The 20429-nt window shown below is 56.3% G+C and carries 15 protein-coding genes and 5 pseudogenes; 8 read left to right on the forward strand and 12 right to left on the reverse strand.

What is annotated here, in order from left to right; all coding sequences use genetic code 11:
* The first annotated feature begins 122 nt into the window (after positions 1-122).
* From AC6I8M_RS06565 to AC6I8M_RS06580, 4 genes and pseudogenes are all read left to right on the forward strand, one after another.
* Positions 123-2057, forward strand: a complete 1935-nt coding sequence (locus AC6I8M_RS06565) for an exoribonuclease II (RefSeq protein ID WP_498013712.1) — start codon at positions 123-125, stop codon at positions 2055-2057.
* A gap of 185 nt (positions 2058-2242) precedes the next feature.
* Positions 2243-2655 (forward strand): annotated as a pseudogene (locus AC6I8M_RS06570) (carbon starvation CstA family protein); the annotation flags it as partial.
* Positions 2646-3470: pseudogene (locus AC6I8M_RS06575) on the forward strand (diguanylate cyclase domain-containing protein); the annotation flags it as partial. The pseudogenes AC6I8M_RS06570 and AC6I8M_RS06575, both read left to right, overlap by 10 nt.
* An 87-nt stretch (positions 3471-3557) precedes the next feature.
* A pseudogene (locus AC6I8M_RS06580) lies at positions 3558-3686 on the forward strand (glycine zipper 2TM domain-containing protein); the annotation flags it as partial.
* Positions 3687-3755: 69 nt separating this feature from the next.
* On the opposite strand, the gene yciH reads toward AC6I8M_RS06580, so the two are convergent.
* The 5 genes from yciH to pgpB form a co-directional block, all read right to left on the reverse strand.
* The gene (gene yciH / locus AC6I8M_RS06585) at positions 3756-4079 is read right to left on the reverse strand and encodes a stress response translation initiation inhibitor YciH (RefSeq protein ID WP_010617697.1); all 324 of its coding nucleotides are present in this window, start codon (positions 4077-4079) and stop codon (positions 3756-3758) included.
* Positions 4079-4786, reverse strand: coding sequence for an orotidine-5'-phosphate decarboxylase (gene pyrF / locus AC6I8M_RS06590; protein ID WP_022547842.1), 708 nt, complete (start codon positions 4784-4786; stop codon positions 4079-4081). The genes yciH and pyrF overlap by 1 nt, the downstream gene beginning before the upstream one ends.
* A 205-nt stretch (positions 4787-4991) precedes the next feature.
* Entirely contained in the window at positions 4992-6161 is a 1170-nt protein-coding gene (gene lapB, locus AC6I8M_RS06595; RefSeq protein WP_010617699.1) for a lipopolysaccharide assembly protein LapB, read from the reverse strand.
* A 6-nt stretch (positions 6162-6167) separates the two neighbouring features.
* Positions 6168-6473 (reverse strand): LapA family protein, encoded by a 306-nt coding sequence (locus tag AC6I8M_RS06600; RefSeq protein WP_010617700.1) that lies wholly within the window; start codon positions 6471-6473, stop codon positions 6168-6170.
* 126 nt (positions 6474-6599) lie between these two features.
* Complete coding sequence (gene pgpB / locus AC6I8M_RS06605; protein ID WP_010617701.1) at positions 6600-7364, reverse strand: phosphatidylglycerophosphatase B; 765 nt, start codon at positions 7362-7364, stop codon at positions 6600-6602.
* 230 nt (positions 7365-7594) lie between these two features.
* Between pgpB and ribA the strand changes: the two genes are divergently transcribed.
* Complete coding sequence (gene ribA, locus AC6I8M_RS06610) at positions 7595-8188, forward strand: GTP cyclohydrolase II (protein WP_010617702.1); 594 nt, start codon at positions 7595-7597, stop codon at positions 8186-8188.
* 86 nt (positions 8189-8274) lie between these two features.
* Here ribA and acnA read toward each other — a convergent pair whose 3' ends face one another.
* The 4 genes and pseudogenes from acnA to topA all read right to left on the reverse strand — a co-directional run bounded on the left by acnA (position 8275) and on the right by topA (position 15522).
* Positions 8275-10956 carry an aconitate hydratase AcnA gene (acnA, locus tag AC6I8M_RS06615; protein WP_010617703.1) on the reverse strand — a complete coding sequence of 894 codons (2682 nt, stop codon included), beginning with the start codon at positions 10954-10956 and terminating at the stop codon, positions 8275-8277.
* A 436-nt stretch (positions 10957-11392) separates the two neighbouring features.
* Positions 11393-11461, reverse strand: a pseudogene (locus tag AC6I8M_RS06620) (YciX family protein); the annotation flags it as partial.
* 296 nt (positions 11462-11757) lie between these two features.
* Positions 11758-12732: an HTH-type transcriptional regulator CysB gene (gene cysB / locus AC6I8M_RS06625; protein WP_010617704.1), complete on the reverse strand. Its 975-nt coding sequence runs from the start codon at positions 12730-12732 to the stop codon at positions 11758-11760.
* Positions 12733-12924: 192 nt separating this feature from the next.
* Positions 12925-15522, reverse strand: a complete 2598-nt coding sequence (gene topA / locus AC6I8M_RS06630; protein WP_058948718.1) for a type I DNA topoisomerase — start codon at positions 15520-15522, stop codon at positions 12925-12927.
* A 408-nt stretch (positions 15523-15930) separates the two neighbouring features.
* On the opposite strand from topA, the gene AC6I8M_RS06635 reads away from it, so the two are divergent.
* Complete coding sequence (locus tag AC6I8M_RS06635; protein ID WP_195910858.1) at positions 15931-16149, forward strand: DUF2498 family protein; 219 nt, start codon at positions 15931-15933, stop codon at positions 16147-16149.
* Positions 16150-16175: 26 nt separating this feature from the next.
* Here the strand turns inward: AC6I8M_RS06635 and sohB are convergent, their stop codons facing one another.
* A complete protein-coding gene (gene sohB / locus AC6I8M_RS06640) occupies positions 16176-17222 on the reverse strand; it encodes a protease SohB (protein ID WP_010617706.1) in 1047 nt (348 codons plus the stop codon).
* A gap of 174 nt (positions 17223-17396) precedes the next feature.
* Between sohB and AC6I8M_RS06645 the strand changes: the two genes are divergently transcribed.
* Complete coding sequence (locus tag AC6I8M_RS06645) at positions 17397-18161, forward strand: YciK family oxidoreductase (RefSeq protein ID WP_010617707.1); 765 nt, start codon at positions 17397-17399, stop codon at positions 18159-18161.
* On the forward strand, positions 18158-18745 hold the full coding sequence (gene cobO, locus AC6I8M_RS06650) for a cob(I)yrinic acid a,c-diamide adenosyltransferase (protein ID WP_058948717.1): 588 nt from the start codon (positions 18158-18160) through the stop codon (positions 18743-18745). The genes AC6I8M_RS06645 and cobO overlap by 4 nt, the downstream gene beginning before the upstream one ends.
* A gap of 35 nt (positions 18746-18780) precedes the next feature.
* On the opposite strand, the gene rluB is transcribed toward cobO, so the two are convergent.
* Together rluB and AC6I8M_RS06660 are read right to left on the reverse strand one after the other, a co-directional pair.
* Positions 18781-19659, reverse strand: coding sequence for a 23S rRNA pseudouridine(2605) synthase RluB (gene rluB / locus AC6I8M_RS06655; RefSeq protein ID WP_010617708.1), 879 nt, complete (start codon positions 19657-19659; stop codon positions 18781-18783).
* Between the two features lie 456 nt (positions 19660-20115).
* A pseudogene (locus AC6I8M_RS06660) lies at positions 20116-20337 on the reverse strand (PHP domain-containing protein); the annotation flags it as partial.
* Positions 20338-20429: the final 92 nt, after the last annotated feature.

Genomic DNA, 20429 nt, shown 5'->3' on the forward strand with positions numbered 1-20429 from the left:
TCTCCGCGTTACCAGAAAGTAAAAAGCCGCGTAAAGCGGCTTTTTCGCCTTTTAGCCTTGCCGCGCGGACCTGATTTGCGTAAAACTGTCCACCGTTCTTAGGCCACGAAACTAAATATATTATGTTCCAGGATAACCCGCTGCTCGCGCAGCTGAAAGAGAAGCTTCACGCGCAGACCCCGCGCGCCGAAGGTGTTGTGAAAGGCACGGAAAAAGGCTTTGGCTTCCTCGAAGTTGACGCTCAGAAAAGCTACTTCATTCCCCCTCCGCAGATGAAGAAAGTGATGCACGGCGATCGCATTTCCGCCGTGATCCACACTGATAAAGACCGCGAGAGCGCGGAGCCGGAAACCCTGATTGAGCCGTTCCTGATGCGCTTTGTCGGCCGCGTGCAGAAAAAAGATGACCGCCTGTCTATCGTGCCGGATCATCCGCTGCTGAAAGACGCGATTCAGTGCCGTGCCGTGCGAGGCCTGACCCACGATTTCCAGAACGGTGACTGGGCCGTAGCAGAGATGCGCCGCCATCCGCTGAAAGGCGATCGCGGGTTCTATGCTGAACTGACCGAATTTGTTGTCACCGCGGACGATCACCTCGCGCCGTGGTGGGTCACGCTGTCGCGCCACAATTTGGAGCGCGAAGCGCCGGAAGTGGGCTTTGGTGAGATGCTGGACGAACAGCTGCAGCGTGAAGATCTCACGGTGTTGAACTTTGTCACCATCGACAGCGCCAGCACCGAAGATATGGACGATGCGCTGTATGTCGAAGAGCTGGCAGAAGGTAAGCTGGCGCTGACCATCGCCATTGCCGACCCGACCGCTTACGTTGCTGCCGGCAGCGAACTCGACCAGCTGGCCGCCAAACGCGCCTTCACCAACTATCTGCCGGGCTTTAACATCCCGATGCTGCCGCGCGAACTGTCAGATGATGTCTGCTCGCTGCGCCCTAACGTGAAGCGTCCGGCGCTGGTGTGTCGCGTCACTGTACTGCCGGATGGCAGCCTAGCTGACGATGCCCACTTCTTTGCCGCGTGGATCGAATCCAAAGCCAAGCTGGTGTACGACGAAGTGTCGGACTGGCTGGAGAACAGCGGCAGCTGGCAGCCGGAAAATGACACCATCGCGCAGCAGATTCGCCTGCTGCATCGCCTGTGCCTGGCGCGCGGCGAGTGGCGTCAGACGCATGCACTGGTGTTTAAAGATCGCCCTGACTACCGCTTCGTATTGGGTGAGAAAGGCGAAGTGCTGGATATCATTGCGGAACCGCGCCGCATCGCTAACCGCATCGTGGAAGAAGCGATGATCCTCGCGAACGTCTGCGCCGCTAAAGTGCTGCAGGAGAAGCTTGGCTTCGGTATCTACAACCTGCACACCGGTTTCGACCAGGCGAACGCGGAACAGGCGGCTGGCGTGCTGGCCGGTCACGGTATCACGGTTGATCCGCAGGCCATTACCACGCTGGAAGGTTTCCGTCAGCTGCGTCGTCAGCTTGATGCGCAGCCGACCCAGTATCTCGACAGCCGCATTCGTCGTTTCCAGAGTTTCGCCGAAATCAGCACCGAACCGGGCCCGCATTTTGGCCTCGGCCTCGACGCCTACGCGACTTGGACTTCACCGATTCGTAAATTCGGCGACATGATCAACCATCGTCTGCTGAAGGCTATTGTGCGCGGCGAAAGCATTGCGCGGCCACAGGATGACGTGACCCTGATCATGAGTGAGCGTCGCCGTCTCAACCGCATGGCCGAGCGCGATGTCGGTGACTGGCTGTACGCGCGCTTCCTCGCACCGTTTGCCGGCACTGACCGCAAATTCAGCGCGGAGATCATCGACGTTTCGCGCGGCGGCATGCGCGTGCGCCTGCTGGAGAACGGTGCGGTCGCCTTTATCCCTGCCCCGTTCATTCACGCCGTGCGTGACGAACTGGTGTGCTCGCAGGAAAGCGGCACCGTGCAGATCAAAGGTGAAGTGGCCTACCGCGTGACCGATGTGATTGATGTGACCATCGCCGAAGTGCGCATGGAAACACGCAGCGTGGTGGCCCGTCCGGCCGCCTGAGCATGAAATCGTGCGGGATAATAGCCGTTATCCCGCATTTTTCCCCGCCTGCCTGAGCAGTTGTTAAATTTGTTTCCCGCTTCACACTTCTGATCCGATTCACTGTCGTTAACAATTCATTACATTACTTTTAACTTGTTGTATTCCGATCGCCTTTTTTCCCCGTCTCTACAAGGAGTTAACTCATGAACAACGTCAGAACCAGATTGATCTGGTTAGCGGTGGCGTTAATTGGTGCGGCTGCGTTCGCCATGCTGGCGCTCAGTCGCGGCGAGCACGTTAATGCCGTCTGGCTGGTGATAGCCTCCGTCGCCTGCTACAGCATTGCGTATCGCTTCTACAGCCTATTTATCGCTAGGCGCATTTTGGAGCTGGACGACCGGCGCCGCACGCCGGCAGAGCGCTTCAATGACGGGCTGGACTATGTTCCTACCAACAAATGGGTGCTGTTTGGCCACCACTTTGCCGCGATCGCCGGTGCCGGTCCGCTGGTCGGGCCGATCCTGGCGGCGCAGATGGGTTTTCTGCCCGGCACCATCTGGATTCTGGTCGGCGTGATGCTGTGGCCGGCGCGGTGCAGGATTTTCTGGTGCTATTCAGCGTTTTAACCGCCTGAGCGAAGAGTACACCGGCCTGAAAGAGCAGGAAGTGATTGGCCGCAATGTGTTTCAGCTGTTTATGACCAAACAGGAAGCGCAGGCGTCGCGCCGCAACATCGCCGGCTTCTTTCGCGACGGCAACTCCTATAAAGTGGAGCGCTGGGTTAAAACCCCAAAAGGTCAGCGACTGTTTCTGTTTCGTAATAAGTTCGTCCACAGCGGTAGCGGAAAAAATGAAATTTTCCTCATCTGTTCCGGAACCGACATCACAGAAGAGCGCCGTGCGCAGGAGCGCTTACGCGTTATGGCCAATACCGACACGGTGACCGGCCTGCCGAATCGCAACGCTATCCATCAGCAAATTAGCCTGGCACTGGAGCTGGCTAACGGCAGCCAGACCGGCGTGGTTTACCTCGATCTCGACAATTTCAAGAAGGTAAACGATGCCTACGGCCATATGTTTGGCGACCAGCTGCTGCAGGCGGTGTCGCTGGCGATCCTCAGCTGTCTCGGCAAGAACCAGACGCTGGCGCGCCTCGGCGGTGATGAATTTGTGGTACTGGCTGAGCACACCAGTCAGGCGGCTCTGGAGGCGATGGCATCGGCATCACGCATTCTGGAGCGGCTGCGTCAACCGTTCCGTATCGGGCTGATCGAAGTCTACAGCGGCTGCTCGATTGGCATCGCCCTCGCCCCGCTGCATGGCGAAGATCGCGAAAGTCTGATTCGTAACGCCGATACCGCGATGTACCACGCTAAAGAGAACGGGCGCGGCAAATTCTGCGTGTTCGCCAGCGAGATGAACCAGCGCGTACAACGCGCGCAACGGGTTGTGCGCCAGCGTGTAGGCTAAAGGAAAAGCACCGCCTGAATGCATCGGGTGAACAACTTCAGGGCGTAACGTGACCGTAACACGGCGATTGGCGCCGGTGCCGGTGCTATTGGTGGATCGGTGCTCACCAACGGCAGCGCGCTGGGTACCGTCGGTGGCGCCGCGGTGGGCGGCATTATTGGCCATCAGGTTGATTAATAATAATATTGTAGCAGGCTACGCAGCGCATCTACGTCACATCGGACCACCTTGCGTGGCCCGCTTTCATTAACCGCCCGCCAGTTTAACCTTCATGCCTTTGGCTTCCAGCAGCGTTTTGAGCAAATCGCGCTTATCGCCCTGAATCTTAATCACGCCCTCTTTCAGCGCCCCGCCGCAGCCGCACTTCTTCTTAAGCTCGGCCGCCAGCTTTGCCAGCGCGTCATCATCGAGATCGATGCCGGTGATCAGACACACGCCTTTACCTTTACGCCCGCTGGTCTGGCGCTGAATGCGCACGGTGCCATCGCCTTTCGGTCGCTGCAGTTTCTCTTCGCTATGTGTAATACGGCCGGTTTCGGTGGAGTAAACCAGCGGATTGTCCTGAGCCATTAGCCCTCCTGTAAACTGTGCAGGATTTGCTGCAGCGTCTGCGCCGGATCGGCAGATTGGGTGATCGGTCGCCCAATCACCATGTAATCCACGCCGGCCTGTTGTGCCTGCTGCGGCGTCATGATGCGACGCTGATCGCCGGCCTCGCTACCCGCCGGGCGAATACCCGGCGTGACCAGCGCGAAATCCTGCCCGATAACCTGTTTAAAGTGCGCGACTTCCTGCGCCGAGCACACCACGCCATCAAGGCTACATTCGCGCGTCAGCCGTGCCAGACGCTCAGCCTGCTGCGCCGGCGATAAGGTGATGCCAAGACCTTTGAGATCGTCTTCGTTCATGCTGGTCAGCACCGTTACCGCAATCAGCAAGGGCGCATCACTGCCAAACGGCAGCAGCGCTTCACGTGCCGCACTCATCATCCGCGCCCCGCCGCTGGCATGCACGTTGACCATCCACAGGCCGAGATCCGCTGCCGCCGCGACCGCATGCGCCGTCGTGTTCGGGATGTCATGAAATTTAAGATCGAGGAATACCTCGAAACCGCGCGCCTGCAACGTCTTCACCAGCGACGGTCCAAACAGGGTAAACATCTCTTTACCCACTTTCAGACGGCACTGGCCCGGATCGATACGGTCGACGAACTGCAGTGCGCTATTGAGATCATGATAGTCGAGTGCCACTAGAATCGGTGAGTGAGTAACAGGCATAACGTTTCCTCAGAGGCTGGCACCCGCAGGCGCGATGGACAAACGGCAAGCATTCTACTCGTGCAATCCGGCCACGACAACGTTGTGACGGCGATTGCCTTGCTGTTTGACGAGGTGTTGCACGGTTTTTAGGTGGTGGTGGTAATTTCTCTATTAGTATGTTGTAACTACTATGCTTTATACATATTCAACAAACGCGGCCAGCTTACAGGCCGTCGAGTCCGCGAATCGGTTTAACGGAAGACCAGGCGCGGCACGATGGGCAGTGCCAGTAGAGGGCGTGCGCGGTAAAGCCGCACTTCTGGCAGCGGTAGCGCGGTTTAGTACGAATCTGTTCGCCAACCATGTCGCGCAGCACCATCAGACTCTCTTTGGCGCGGCCATCTTCTGCCTCATGCAGGTGGAAATCCATCAGACGATGGAGCACTCGCATGGTGGGATGGCGCTGCAGCTGACGGTTAATGTAGAGCTGTGCCGCTTCCTGCCCCTGCTGCTGTTCCAGAATGTCCGCCAGATAGAGTTCGGCCGCAGCGCCGGTGTTCTCTTCAACGCAGCGTTGCAGGAACTGCGCCCAGCGGTCAGACTGCTCCAGTCGCTGATAGCAGGTTTCCAGCATCGGCAGCGTTTCGCTCACCAGCTCTTTGTCCTGCTCCAGCACGCGCTGCAGCCGCTGCGCCGCTTTCGCATATTCGCCCTGCTCCATCAGGATACGTCCCATCATGATGGAAACGCGCGCGCTTTGGTGGTCGGCCGCTTCACCCTTTTTCAACAGGCTCATGGCACGATCGAGGTCGTCACTGCTCAGCGCCTGCAGCGCCAGCTCGCAGTAGAAATGAGCGATTTCGCCCTTTTGCTTATCTTTGCCGAGTTTTACCAGCCGCTCCGCCACTTCGATGGCTTTCTGCCAGTCGCTGGTCGCCTGATGAATCAGCAGCAGCTGCTGTAGCGCGCTGATGCGAAAATCGATTTCATCGATCAGCTGACTGAACATGTCTTCGGCGCGATCGTACAAGCCGGCGGCCATGTAGTCGCGTCCCAGCTGCTGGATGGCCAGCAGACGCTGATCGTAAGTAAGCGACGCACTTTCCATCAGCGACTGGTGGATGCGGATGGCGCGGTCGACTTCGCCGCGCGAACGGAACAGGTTACCGAGCGTCAGGTGGGCTTCAACGGTGCCGCTGTCCTCTTTCAACATATTAAGGAACAGATCGACCGCTTTCTCCTTCTGATTAGAAAGGAGAAAGTTGACCCCTGCCACGTATTCGCGTGACAGACTGTTAGCTTCCTGTTGCTTATCCTGTTGCGCACTGCGGCGGCCCATATACCAGCTGTACGCCGCCACGACAGGAAGAAGCAGAAACAGCAATTCAAGCATCGAACATTAATCCCGACGCACTGCAGTGGATCCGTTATTAACCGCAACAGATTGTTCATTTTGCGCCTGCATGCGCTTCAGTTTGCGCTGTGCATGCGCCAGCGAAACACGAATGCGCAGCCAGAACAGGCCACAGATCGCCCAGCCCAGCAAAAATCCGGCACCAAACAGGCAGGCCAGCAAGGTTGAAATGCGGAATTCGCCCTGCGCCAGCAGATAGTTGAAAGTGACAATCTGGTCATTATGCGCTCCGAGCGTGACGGAGATGATGAAAATGAACAAAACCACGAGAAAAATCAGCAAATATTTCACAATGCGTCCTGTCGTGAGATTATCCGTTAGAGTATGCCAAAAAAGTGCCGCCGTTGCTGCTTATCCGCGCAGCAGTTAGTGCCCTTTCTGCAAGTACAATCAATCATATGGGGGCAAAGAGAGAAATTACAATCCGTCATCGCGCCCGGCAATCTCACGCTGCTCTTCCGGCGGCACGCTGAGCGGGCCACAAAAGCGCTGCGCCAGCCAGGTTGCCAGCGTCACCAGCAGCCACGAGATCAGCGTTGCGACCACCAGATCGCGCGGCCAGTGCATGCCCAGTACCAGCCGGCTGCCCATTACCAGCGTAGCCCAGACAAACAGCACCACCACCGTGACAACATGCCGGCGCGGCCATAACAGGCCAATCACTAGCAGCGCCCAGCTGGCGGCAAACATGGTATGGCCAGACGGAAAAGCAAAGCCCGTCTTAAACGCCCAGTGATTTTTTAACCAAGCGGGCAGCTTTGTGTCATTGGCGAGCAAGGCGGACACCATTTCGCCGCGCTGCTGCCTTTTCAGCTGATAAAACTGCTGTTCGTTGACGCCGTGGCTGTGCTCAAGCCAGACCACATACGGCCGTGGCTCCTGCACCTGCTCTTTGATAAAAGTTTTGGTCGACTGACCGGCGAGAATCGCGCCGTTCATGATAATTAACAACAGAATGGCCGGCCGGAGGCGAAAGCGCAGGCACCACAATACCCAGCCGCTCAGAATCAGGCTGGTCAGCGTGCCCCACGGACTGGTGACTGTTTCCGTGATCCAGAACAGCACGCGCAACAGATGCCCGCTCTCCCCCGGTTGCCACTGCCAGCCGGAAAGCCATACCCCCAGCGGCATCAGCAATAATAAAAACGCGCCCAGCGTGGTGCGTTGCACAATTTTTAACATCTCGTCCCTTTATTGTTTCACGACCTGACAGGTGTATTGCATAACTTTAGTTGAAAAAAGAATAACATACCCGTTGCGGCTTAGATAATTGTGCTTTATCACTACAATCACTCTGACTGATTAGCGGCCCTGGTTCAGGTTGTGGCACAATATAGGCAGTTTCGTCGGGCCAGTCGGGCCCGTGCGTTATCATGATGATAGCGCATCCTCTGAAGGTTCTGGAGAGTCACATGCAGCTAAAACGGGTAGCAGAAGCCAAACTGCCCACGCCATGGGGAGATTTCCTGATGGTTGGTTTTGAAGAACTGGCAACTGGCCACGACCACGTCGCGCTGGTTTATGGTGATATTAGCGATCACAATCCGGTGCTGGCGCGCGTCCACTCCGAATGTCTCACCGGCGATGCGCTGTTCAGCCTGCGCTGCGACTGCGGCTTCCAGCTGGAAGCGGCGCTGACCGCCATTGTGGAAGAAGGACGCGGTGTGTTGCTGTACCATCGTCAGGAAGGCCGCAACATCGGGCTGCTGAACAAAATTCGCGCCTATGCGTTGCAGGACAAGGGCTACGACACGGTGGAAGCGAACCATCAGCTGGGCTTTGCCGCCGATGAGCGTGACTTCACCCTGTGCGCCGACATGTTTAAACTGCTGGGCATTAATGAAGTACGTTTGCTGACCAATAATCCGCGCAAAGTGGAGATTCTGTCAGAAGCGGGCATCAATATCGTTGAGCGCGTGCCGCTGATCGTTGGCCGTAACCCGAAAAATGCGCACTATCTCGATACGAAAGCCGAGAAGATGGGACATCTGCTGCCGAAATCGTAACGCGGCGGTGCGCACACTTGCAAAGAGCCTCAGCGACACACGCTGTTAGCGTCAATAATAAAGCCGGGCATGCCCGGCTTTGTTTTTTAGTTGAGCATATTGCGTATCACGTAATGCAGAATGCCATCGTTCTGGTAATAGGTCAGCTCATTACCGGTATCAATACGACAGCGGGTTTCCAGCGTCTGCTGGCTGCCATCAGCCCGCGTCAGCGTCACCGGGACGCTGCAGCCGGGCTGCAGCTGCGCCAGATTTACCACGTCGATACGCTCTTCCCCGGTCAGCTGTAGCGTCTTACGCGTCACGCCCGCCGGGAACTCCAGCGGTAAAATGCCCATGCCGATTAGGTTAGAGCGGTGAATACGCTCGAACGATTCGGCAATCACCACGCGCACGCCCTGCAGGCGCGGACCTTTCGCCGCCCAGTCGCGGCTTGAGCCGGAGCCGTACTCTTTCCCGGCGATCACCGCCAGCGGTACGCCCTCCTCCTGATATTTCATCGCCGCATCGTAGATAGCCAGCTGTTCCTGGCTCGGATAGTGCCGGGTATAACCGCCCTCTACGCCAGGCTCCATTTCGTTGCGAATACGGATGTTGGCGAAAGTACCGCGCATCATGACTTCGTGGTTGCCGCGTCGTGAGCCATACGAGTTGAAGTCGTTACGCTCAACGCCGTGCGCCAGCAGATAACGCCCCGCCGGACTCTCCGCTTTAATGCTGCCAGCCGGGGAGATATGGTCGGTAGTCACCGAATCACCGAGCATCGCTAGGATCCGCGCGCCGTGAATGTCCTGCACCGGCTGCGGCGTTTTTTCCATATCGTCAAAAAACGGTGACAGACGAATATAGGTTGAGCCTTGGTCCCAGTCATAGGTCGCGGCTTCGCTGACTTTGATCTGCTGCCACTCAGGCGTGCCGTCGAACACCTCAGCGTACTCTTTATGGAACATGTCGCTGGTAACTTTCTGTACCGATGCGGCAATCTCTTCCGGCGATGGCCAGATATCCTTCAGATAGACGTCATTGCCCTGCTGATCCTGACCGATCGGGTCAGTCTGCAGGTTGATCTTCATGTTGCCCGCCAGCGCATACGCCACCACCAGCGGCGGAGACGCCAGCCAGTTGGTTTTCACCAGTGGATGGATACGCCCTTCGAAGTTGCGGTTGCCGGACAACACGGCACCCACCGTCAAATCGCCCTCTTTTATCGCGCTTTCGATCTCATCCGGTAGCGGACCGGAGTTACCGATGCAGGTCGTGCAGCCGTAACCCACCAGGTTAAAGCCCAGCTCATCAAGATACGGGGTCAGCTGCGCCACGGCGAGATAATCAGACACCACTTTTGATCCTGGTGCCAGCGAGGCTTTTACCCAGGGTTTGCGCATCAGCCCGCGCTCGACGGCTTTTTTCGCCAGCAGGCCAGCCGCCATCAATACGCTGGGGTTGGAGGTGTTGGTACAGGACGTAATCGCGGAGATCACCACGGCGCCATCATCCAGCTGGATGCGGTCGCCGGTTTCACTGTCCAGATAGCTGACCGTTTTGTGCGGCTTCTGCGCGTGATTCACTTCCAGCTCGTTACTGGCGTCAAAGGCCGCCGGTACGTCGCCGAGGGAAACGCGGTCCTGCGGACGCTTCGGACCGGCGAGGCTCGACTCTACCTCAGCCATATCCAGCGCCAGCGTGCTGGTGAAGATGGGCTCATCGCCCGGTTTACGCCACAGCCCCTGCTGTTTTGCATAGGCTTCCACCAGCTCAACCTGCTGCGCATCGCGCCCGGTGAGCGTCATGTAGCTGAGCGTTACTTCATCAATCGGGAAGAAACCGCAGGTTGCACCATATTCCGGCGCCATGTTGGCGATGGTTGCGCGATCCGCCAGCGGTAGATCGGCCAGTCCGTCACCGTAGAATTCGACAAACTTACCGACCACCCCGTGCTTGCGCAGCATCTGCGTCACGGTTAATACCAGGTCGGTGGCGGTGATACCGGGGCGCAGTTTGCCGGTCAGCTTGAAACCCACCACATCGGGAATCAGCATTGAAACCGGCTGGCCCAGCATGGCGGCCTCAGCTTCAATGCCGCCCACGCCCCAGCCAAGCACGCCCAGGGCGTTAATCATGGTGGTATGGGAATCGGTGCCGACCAGCGTATCCGGATAAGCCACTTCTTTGCCGTCCAACGTTTCATGCCAGATGGCTTTGCCGAGGTACTCCAGATTGACCTGATGACAGATACCGGTGCCAGGCGGCACGACGCGGAAACGGTTAAAGGCTTTTTGCCCCCAGCGCAGGAAAACGTAGCGTTCGTGGTTGCGTTCCATCTCTAAGCGCACGTTTTCTTCAAACGCATCGTCATCGCCAAAGTGGTCGACCGTGACCGAGTGGTCAATCACCAGATCGACCGGTGACAGCGGATTAACTTTCGCCACATCACCGCCCAGCCGCTTAACGGCTTCACGCATCGCCGCCAGGTCAACCACGGCCGGTACGCCGGTGAAATCCTGCATTAACACGCGCGCCGGACGATAAGCAATTTCGCGATCGGCATGTGCAGTCTGCTGCCACGCCACCAGCGCCTGAGTATCTGCTGCCGTTACGGAATCTTCATCCTGCCAGCGCAGCAGGTTTTCCAGCAGAACCTTGAGGGATTTTGGTAAGCGATTAATATCGCCGACCTGCTGAGCGGCTTTCGGCAAGCTGTAGTAATGATATTTTTTTGCCCCTACTTCCAGCGCATCCTGACTCTGCTCACGTAACGTTAACGACATAACTCCTCCTTTTATGGGCTCTTCTGCTAAACCTCAGAGAGTGCAAGGTTTAGCTTAAAGATAGACCACATTTTCGTTAACGTTTTGATAACAACACGAATTGACAAACAAAACCGCAACGAAAAATGCCCTGACAAATGTCAGGGCATTCAGAAAGCGTTAACTGGCAGGATTAGCGAATTACAGGACGGCCCAGACGGCCGCAGCCCAAAAGGCCATTGAGAAGGCATAAACGCTGAGCCATGAAAAAGTTGTGGTATTCATCTGTCACTCCTCCCGGATCGCGGCCAACAAAAAGCCATCGTCATCAGCGTTGTACTGATGACACCGTTTTTTTAGATGCTGAGTGTTAAAGGACGGGCTTTTAACGTGCCCACCGGAGAGTCCGGTAAAATGCGCGACAGTATGTCTTAATAAGAATTGGACGCAGACTGCGTTATTTAGACTTCGGATCCATGAATGATTCAATAAAGCTGCGCTGCTGTTCACTCAGTTCCCAGGAAGCTTTGGCTTAAACCAAAATTAGATCCACTCTAAATTTGAGTTTAATTTAACGAGCCAGTTAAAAAGCCCTTTCTCACCAGCTCTTAACTGGAGTATGGGAATATTCCTGGCAGTCCGCAAAGCGGCAAGCTAAAAATTGTGTACTGATTCGCATTTAATAAATAACAATGAAAAAGCATGTGACGAATGTTTCATTTACAAAAAAATAATGGAATTTTTTGAGGTTCTGCTGGTGCTAAGCGGCGGGAAGTGTGCGGGAAGTCGCTGGACATCCCGCAAAAATAATGAGTTAGGTGATTACCTGAAAGGAAGCTTGATATCGCGGAACATCGCTTCAATATCTTCGTTTGAGCGCAGCGCCACGGCAGCATCCACCACGTCTCGCGTCAGATGCGGCGCGAAGCGCTGAATGAAATCATACATATAGCTACGCAGGAAGGTGCTGCGCCGGAAACCAATCTTGGTGGTGCTATTGGTGAAGATTTCTGAAGCTTCAATGCGCACCAGATCCGGATCGGAAACCGGGTCCACCGCCATGCTGGCAATCACCCCTACACCCAGGCCTAAACGCACATAGGTTTTGATCACGTCGGCATCGGTCGCGGTAAAAACAATACGCGGCGTTAAACCGGCACGGTTAAAGGCAGTATCCAGTTCTGAGCGGCCGGTAAAACCGAAGGTGTAAGTCACCAGCGGGAAATCAGCAAGCTCCTCAATCGACACATTGGATTTCCCCGCCAGCGGATGATCCGGCGTGACCACAATGGCACGGTTCCAGTGATAGCACGGCAGCATAATTAAGTCGTCGTACAGGTGCAGCGCTTCGGTGGCAATGGCGAAATCGGCATTGCCTTTGGAGACCGCCTCAGCAATTTGTGTGGGCGAACCCTGATGCATATGCAGGGAAACGCGAGGATAGCGTTCGATAAAGCCTTTGATTACGCCAGGCAGTGCATAACGCGCCTGAGTGTGGGTCGTGGCCACGTACAGCGATCCTTTATCTGGCCAGGTGTGTTCACCGGCAACCGATTTGATCGCATCCACTCTGGACAAAACTTCGCGGGCGATACGGATAATCTCTTCGCCCGTTGGCGTCACCTGCGTCAGATGTTTGCCGCTTCGGGCAAAAATCTGCACGCCCAGCTCATCTTCCAGCATGCGCACCTGCTTACTGATGCCCGGTTGCGAGGTATACAGCCCCTCTGCTGTGGAGGAGACATTGAGGTTGTGGTTAAAGACTTCAACGATGTAACGCAACTGCTGCAATTTCATTGTTATATCTTCCCGATAGCGACAGAGGTGCATTCCCTGCAGGCGTGTATCCGCCCTGATGGCGTAATAATGAGGGAAAGCGAGTCAGCAAAATGCAATAAGCTATAACTACTATATCAGTTAACGTAAGAATGTAGAACGATTAGCTATACGTATGGGAAAAAGGCCAGCGAACGCTGGTCTGTAGGGAGATTACTTCTTCGCTTCCTGCCACTTACCGTCGATATAGAAAACCGACCAGCCGGTAGCTTTGCCCTCTTTTTCTGAGGCAACATACTGCTGTTTGGTCTTACGGCTAAAACGCACCAGCGTTTTATTGCCTTCCGGATCCACTGCCGGCGCTTCGGCCAGATATTTCAGTTTCACTGGCAGACGGTCAGCAAAGCGCTGCAGCTCTTCCACCAGCGGTGCACGGGTTTCACGCGATTTCGGGAAGGTGTTAGCGGCCAGGAACACGCCCGCAGCTCCGTCACGCAGCACAAAATACGCATCCGATTTTTCGCACGGCAGCTCAGGAAGCGGTACCGGATCTTCTTTCGGCGGCGCGACTTCGCCGTTACGCAGAATCTTACGGGTATTTTTACACTCTTCGTTGGTACAGGCCATGTACTTACCAAAACGCCCCATCTTCAGGTGCATTTCAGAGCCACATTTTTCGCACTCAACAATCGGACCGTCATAACCTTTAATACGGAATTCACCCTGCTCGATTTTATAACCGTCGCATTCCGGGTTATTACCACAAACGTGCAGTTTACGGCCGTTGTCGATCAGGTAGCTGTCCATCGCGGTGCCGCACTTCTGGCAGCGACGACGGGCGCGCAGCGCGTTGGTTTCGGCATCATCGCCTTCCAGCACGTTAAGCACTTCGTTTTCCGGGATCAGGTTAATGGTCTGCTTGCAGCGCTCTTTCGGCGGCAGTGCATAACCAGAACAGCCCAGGAACACGCCGGTGCTGGCGGTGCGAATACCCATTTTGCGTCCACAGGTTGGGCAGTCGATGGAGGTCAGCACCATCTGGTTCGGCTGCATGCCGCCCTCTTCCGGATCTTTCTCCGCCTGCTCCAGCTGCTGGCTGAAATCACTGAAGAATGAATCCAGCACCGCTTTCCATTGCGCTTCGTTATTCGCGACCTGGTCGAGACTGTCTTCCATGTGCGCGGTGAAATCATAATTCATCAGCTCACGGAAGTTCTCTTCCAGACGATCGGTAACAATCTCCCCCATCTTCTCGGCGTAGAAGCGGCGGTTTTCCACCCGCACGTAACCGCGATCCTGAATGGTGGAAATGATCGAAGCATAGGTAGACGGTCGGCCAATGCCACGCTTCTCCAGCTCGCGCACCAGCGAAGCTTCGCTGAAGCGCGCCGGCGGTTTGGTAAAGTGCTGGCCCGGCAGCAGGGATTTCAGATCCAGCGTGTCGCCCACGTTCACCGGCGGCAGCGTCAAATCTTCATCATTTTTACGCAGCGCCGGCATCACTTTGGTCCAGCCGTCGAAACGCAGCGTACGCCCTTTCGCTTTCAGTTTGAAATCTGCCGCGCCGACGGTCAGCGTGGTGGAATCATATTGCGCGGGCACCATCTGGCAGGCCACGAACTGGCGCCAGATCAGCTGATACAGCTTCTGCGCATCCGCTTCCATATCCTTCAGTTGCTCAGCGGCAACGTTGACATAAGAAGGACGAATCGCTTCGTGCGCTTCCTGTGAGTTCTCTTTGCTGGCGTAGGTGTTGGGCGCATCCGGCAGGTAATTCTTACCGAATTTTTTCTCCACGTAGCCACGCGCCATCGCCACCGCATCCTGACTCAGGTTGGTGGAATCGGTACGCATATAAGTGATGTGACCGTCTTCATAAAGACGCTGCGCCATCATCATGGTTTTCTTCACGCCAAAACCAAGGCGGGTGCTCGCCGCCTGCTGCAGCGTCGAGGTGATAAACGGCGCCGACGGTTTGCTGCTGGTCGGCTTGTCTTCACGATCCAGAATGGCGTAACGCGCCTTTTCCAGGATGGCAACGGCCGCTTCGGTTTGCTCGCGGTTAACCGGGCGGAAAGCTTTGTCGCCCTGATGCGTCACCCTGACCGCCAGCGCATCGCCTTTCGGCGTCGACAGATCGGCGTCAATTTCCCAGTACTCTTCCGGTACGAAGGCTTTGATTTCGCGCTCGCGCTCCACCACCAGACGCACGGCAACCGACTGCACGCGTCCGGCCGACAGGCCACGGGCAATTTTTTTCCACAGCAGCGGCGAGACCATATAGCCCACCACGCGGTCCATAAAACGACGCGCCTGCTGCGCATTGACGCGCTCAATATTCAGTTCGCCCGGCTTCTCGAACGCCTGACGAATCGCATTTTTGGTGATTTCGTTAAACACCACGCGGCTGAAGCGTTTGTCATCGCCGCCGATCACTTCCCGCAGGTGCCAGGCAATGGCTTCCCCTTCGCGGTCAAGGTCGGTTGCGAGATAGATGTGGTCGGCATCGGCAGCCAGGTTCTTCAGTTCAGAAACCACTTTTTCCTTGCCGGGCAGAATCTGGTAGTCCGCTTCCCAGCCGTGCCACGGGTCAACGCCCATGCGATTAACCAGCGCGGCCTTTTCATCTTTCTTTACTTTCTTGCCGGTTTTCGCCTTTTCCCCGTCGGCACTTTTACGGGCCGTTGAACCACTGGTCGGCAAATCACGGATATGACCGACGCTGGATTTCACCACGTAGTCATTACCGAGGTATTTATTGATTGTTTTGGCCTTTGCCGGGGACTCAACGATGACGAGTGCTTTACCCATATGTATTTTTACCTAATGGAAACGTCCTGATAAACGGGAGAGGATTGGCAGCTCCAAAACCCAATGGGTTCAATATTGCTGCTGACTTTTTGCTTTTCAAGCCAGCGGGGACAATCTCTGGTCAGATTGCATCGGCATTTGCAACTTGATGATTAAGAGCGAGTTTTCCGTCTGACGGTATCACACATCCTAGTGTTATCTCCCTGAAAGCTGAATCGCCCACACTCTACCTTATAAAATCTGTTACGCAACTTAATTAGCATTGTGTTTAATTTCTCGCCAGTTTTCTGACAGAACGCTGATTTGCTGAACGCACCGACAGGCAAGTAATATAGAAGGAGAAAATTCGCTGTCAAAAAAGAGGTGAAAATGTCAGCAGAAACGGAATCCATTTCACGCTAGGCGCTACTGGAAATCGCTAATCAGCTCATTCAGCAGCACGATGAATATTTTGCCGGTATGGAAGCCACTGAGGTGATTGAGGTGATTCAGCAGGGCAAGGTTCTGGTGTTTCGCGGCCCGTGGTTCCTCGACGATGAAAGGTTGCCGACCGCCAAAACCACGGCGGTGTTTAACGTGTTTAAGCACCTTGCCGTGGTGCTCTCCGCACAGTATCACCTGGCATAAAAAAACCCGGCCTCTGCCGGGTTTGTTCACAACAGCGGTTTATCACCGCGCTGCCAGATTTTCAGAATCAGCCGCTCGGCTGCCACGCTGGCACTGTGGGTCACGCGATCAATCATCTTTTTCCTGCGCGCGAAGTGCACGCCCAGCACGCTGAAACGGTCCATGCGCGCAATGATCAGCGCATCGCTGGTGCCAATCTCATCAATCAGCCCCAGATCCAGCGCCTGACGACCATACCAGTGTTCACCCGTTGCCACTTTGTCCAGATCCAGCGCCGGACGCATCTGGTGCACAAAATCTTTAAACAGCTGATGGGTTTCATTCAGGTCTTCCTGAAACTTCTCCCGCCCTTCCTCGGTATTCTCACCAAACAGCGTCAGCGTACGTTTGTACTGACCGGCAGTGTGCAGCTCCACATCAATGTCGTTGCGCTTCAGCAGACGGTTAAAGTTAGGGATTTGCGCTACCACGCCGATAGAACCAATGATGGAGAACGGCGCCGCTACGATGCGATCCGCGACGCAGGCCATCATGTAGCCACCGCTGGCGGCAACTTTATCCACCACCGCGGTCAGTTGCAGCCCCGCATCACGCAGACGTTGTAGCTGCGACGCGGCCAGGCCATAACCGTGCACCACGCCACCGGGACTTTCCAGCCGCAGCAGCACTTCATCACCCGGCTGCGCCACCGCCAGCACGGCGGAGATCTCTTCGCGCAGCGAGCTGACTTCCCCGGCGTCCATACTGCCTTTGAACTCCAGCACATAGAGTGTCGGCTTCGCCGCTTCAGTCACACCGGCTTTGGCGTTGCGCTTTTCGGCTTTGGCTTTCTGTTTCTCTTCTTTCTTATGCTGCTTCAGCCACACTTTTTGCGCCTGCGGCTTCATCTTCGCCAGCTGCAGGTCCTCTTTCATCTCGCGATACGCTTCGTCGAGATGGGTTAAGCGCAGCTGACCGCCGCTGTGACGTTTACGCAGCGCGGCATTTAGCACAATCAGTACAATAGCTGCGATCGCCACCACGACGGTGACGGCCTTGGCCAGAAATAATCCATAGCTGGAGAGTAAATCCATTCTGCCGCCTTATTAAACAGTGAATTACAGTCAAACCCTGAGTTTACCCGCTTTGATGCCGTTCGTCGCCTGAAATGCCGGCAGGCGGCACAGAATGCGCGTTGCGGCGATTGTACCTTGCGCCAAATTGATGCATAAAGCCAAAAAACCCTCTGACCTGCAAAGGACATCGCTGTGCATTATCAACCGAAAAGCGACCTGCTGGACAATCGCATCATTCTCGTGACCGGCGCTTCCGACGGCATCGGCCGCGAAGCCGCCCTGACCTATGCGCGCTACGGTGCGCGCGTGATTCTGCTCGGCCGCAATGCCACCACCCTGCAGCAAACCGCTGAGGCGATTAATCAGCTCAATAAACAGCCCGCCGCCACGCTGCTGCTGGATCTGGCGCACGCCACACCGGAAAGCTGCCAGCAACTGGCACAACAGGTTGCCGCGCTGGTGCCGCGGCTGGATGGCGTGCTGCATAACGCCGGCATTCTCGGTGAGATCGTGCCGCTGGCGGAACTCGATCCGGCGGTCTGGCAGCAGGTGATGCAAATCAACCTCGACGCCACCTTCTATTTAACGCAGGCGCTGCTGCCGCTGCTGCTGAAATCCGACGCCGGTTCGCTGGTGTTCACCACCTCCAGCGTGGGCCGCACCGGCCGCGCGGGCTGGGGCGCGTATGCCGTGTCGAAATTCGCCACTGAGGGCATGATGCAGGTGCTGGCTGATGAGTATAAAAACCGCCATCTGCGGGTGAACTGCATCAATCCCGGCGGCACGCGCACCAAAATGCGCGCCAGCGCCTTCTCGGAGGAGAATGCCAGCCTGCTGAAAACCCCGGCCGACCTGATGCCGCTCTACCTCTATCTGATGGGCGATGACAGCCGCCGTAAAACCGGCATCAGCTACGATGCACAACCGGGGCGCAAGCCGGGACCGGCCAGCGCATGAGCGATCGTCACCAGCAACGCCAGCAGCGGCTGAAAGAACAGGTTGACGCCCGCATCGCCGCTGCCACCGAAACGCGCGGCATCCTGATGGTGTTTACCGGCAACGGCAAAGGTAAAACCACCGCCGCTTTTGGCACCGCGCTGCGCGCCTGCGGCCACGGTAAAAAAGTGGCTGCCGTGCAGTTTATTAAGGGCGAATGGCCCAACGGCGAACGTAATCTGCTGGCGCAGCACGGCGTGGAGTTTCAGGTGATGGCCACGGGCTTTACCTGGGAGACGCAAAACCGTACCAGCGATACGGCCGCCTGCCAGCGGGTGTGGCAACAGGCCAGACGCATGCTGCAAGACGCGTCGCTGGATCTGGTGATACTCGATGAAATCACCTACATGGTGAGTATGGATTATCTCGATCTGGATGAGCTGCTCGCTGCACTGCAGCAGCGTCCGCCGCAGCAAAGTGTGATCATTACCGGGCGCGGCTGTCACCGGACGCTACTGGAACTGGCGGATACCGTCAGCGAGATGCGTCCGGTCAAACACGCGTTTGACGCTGGAATTCAGGCACAGCAGGGAATCGACTGGTAGCGTCTGACGCCGCAGCACGCGGCGTCAGGGAGCGATCAGGCACCGCGTTTATTACTATTGCGACGCGGGCTGTTATTGCTTACCGCGCTATGGCGTTTCACCGCCCGGCGGATTTGGTTAGCTTTGGTGCGGCGACGATCTTTCTCGACCGCCACTTTGGTCACCGTCTCTTCCGGCAGTCCCACCAGCTTACGAAGGTAGTTGACCGCCGGCAGTTCCATCTCCATCCAGCCGCCGCGCGGCAGACCTTTTGGCAGCTGAATATCGCCGTAGCGCACGCGCATCAGACGGCTTACCTGCACGCCAACCGCTTCCCACAGACGACGCACCTCGCGGTTACACCCTTCCGTCAGGGTGACGTTGTACCACTGGTTAATGCCTTCGCCGCCGGAGAATTTGATGGTTTTGAACGCTGCCGGACCGTCTTCCAGCTGCACGCCCTTGCTCAGCTGACGCACTTTTTCGTCATCCACTTCACCGAATACGCGCACCGCGTATTCACGCTCAACTGCGCGGCTTGGGTGCATCAGGCGGTTGGCCAGTTCACCGTCGGTGGTGAACAACATCAGACCGCAGGTGTTCACGTCCAGACGGCCGACGGCAATCCAGCGTGAACCGCGCAGGCGCGGCAGGCGATCAAATACCGTTGGGCGCCCTTCCGGATCGTTGCGCGTGCAAAGCTCACCTTCCGGTTTGTAATACGCCAGCACGCGACACACCTCGGTGGCCGATTCAGCAATCGATACCAGATGGCCATCAATACGGATTTTCAGAGTTTTGTCATTTTCGATGCGATCGCCCAGCGTCGCCAGTTTGCCATCAACGCTGATGCGTCCGGCTGAAATCATTGCTTCGATTTCACGGCGCGAACCGTGTCCGGCGCGCGCTAATACTTTTTGTAATTTTTCACTCATGGAGCTGCCTCGTTGTCGCCTTCCCAAGCGTCGTGGTAATGAAGAGGTAAGATACCGGCGTTACCAGGTCCCGTATCAGAATCTGTGACCGCTACGCGCCAAGTGCCAGCGCGGACGGCCCGAGATTTTACACCAGCTACAGTTTCGTTAACACCTTTTCCTTAATCTGCCGATAATAAAGCGCCAGAGATCCGGAGGCTGAAGCGGGCAGCACGGTCATTGATTCAGATGTCTGATTGATTTGCGTAAAGAGCGTCAGGATAGTGGGCGCAACCCGCTGAAATTACGTCGTTTTGCCTGAGACCGTTTATTTATTTAATGGCGCGCCGATTAGTGCCGCAATAGATTAAAGAGACTCACCAGTCTGTTACCAGCAGCGTTCCCGGCAAAGCTGCAGCTGTGCAAACAGAAAATCGGCGCAAAACACCAAAATCAGCACAAAGAACTGAATAATGGTGGTTGGTGAAAATCGGCCCCCTGCGAGGCCGCCAGCTGATTATCGCGCGCATAGCTCGCCAGCTGGGTACGTTCATTCGGTGCCTGCTGACACTATGCCACTTCCATCGCATCGCCGCCTTCTGCGGCAAAATGCGCAATCAGTCGCTTCAGCCATTTGGCTGACAGCCCGTACCGCGCAGGATGGGCCAGCACCGCCACGCCGCCAGAATGATGGCACGCCGACGTGCATCTCAACGGCGCGCTGCACCAGCGCGGTCGGCGTCAGCAAACCGTCAGAAGCCTGGGTATGGCTGTGTAAATCATAAAGCGGA

It is taken from the genome of Type-A symbiont of Plautia stali, from assembly GCF_059731155.1.

Excerpts from the sequence above, each read along its gene's own strand:
- AC6I8M_RS06565 (WP_498013712.1), top strand. The coding sequence starts at position 123 with ATGTTCCAGGATAACCCGCTGCTCGCGCAGCTGAAAGAGAAGCTTCAC.
- yciH (WP_010617697.1), bottom strand. The coding sequence starts at position 4,079 with ATGGCTCAGGACAATCCGCTGGTTTACTCCACCGAAACCGGCCGTATT.
- pyrF (WP_022547842.1), bottom strand. The coding sequence starts at position 4,786 with ATGCCTGTTACTCACTCACCGATTCTAGTGGCACTCGACTATCATGAT.
- lapB (WP_010617699.1), bottom strand. The coding sequence starts at position 6,161 with ATGCTTGAATTGCTGTTTCTGCTTCTTCCTGTCGTGGCGGCGTACAGC.
- pgpB (WP_010617701.1), bottom strand. The coding sequence starts at position 7,364 with ATGTTAAAAATTGTGCAACGCACCACGCTGGGCGCGTTTTTATTATTG.
- ribA (WP_010617702.1), top strand. The coding sequence starts at position 7,595 with ATGCAGCTAAAACGGGTAGCAGAAGCCAAACTGCCCACGCCATGGGGA.
- acnA (WP_010617703.1), bottom strand. The coding sequence starts at position 10,956 with ATGTCGTTAACGTTACGTGAGCAGAGTCAGGATGCGCTGGAAGTAGGG.
- cysB (WP_010617704.1), bottom strand. The coding sequence starts at position 12,732 with ATGAAATTGCAGCAGTTGCGTTACATCGTTGAAGTCTTTAACCACAAC.
- topA (WP_058948718.1), bottom strand. The coding sequence starts at position 15,522 with ATGGGTAAAGCACTCGTCATCGTTGAGTCCCCGGCAAAGGCCAAAACA.
- sohB (WP_010617706.1), bottom strand. The coding sequence starts at position 17,222 with ATGGATTTACTCTCCAGCTATGGATTATTTCTGGCCAAGGCCGTCACC.
- cobO (WP_058948717.1), top strand. The coding sequence starts at position 18,158 with ATGAGCGATCGTCACCAGCAACGCCAGCAGCGGCTGAAAGAACAGGTT.
- rluB (WP_010617708.1), bottom strand. The coding sequence starts at position 19,659 with ATGAGTGAAAAATTACAAAAAGTATTAGCGCGCGCCGGACACGGTTCG.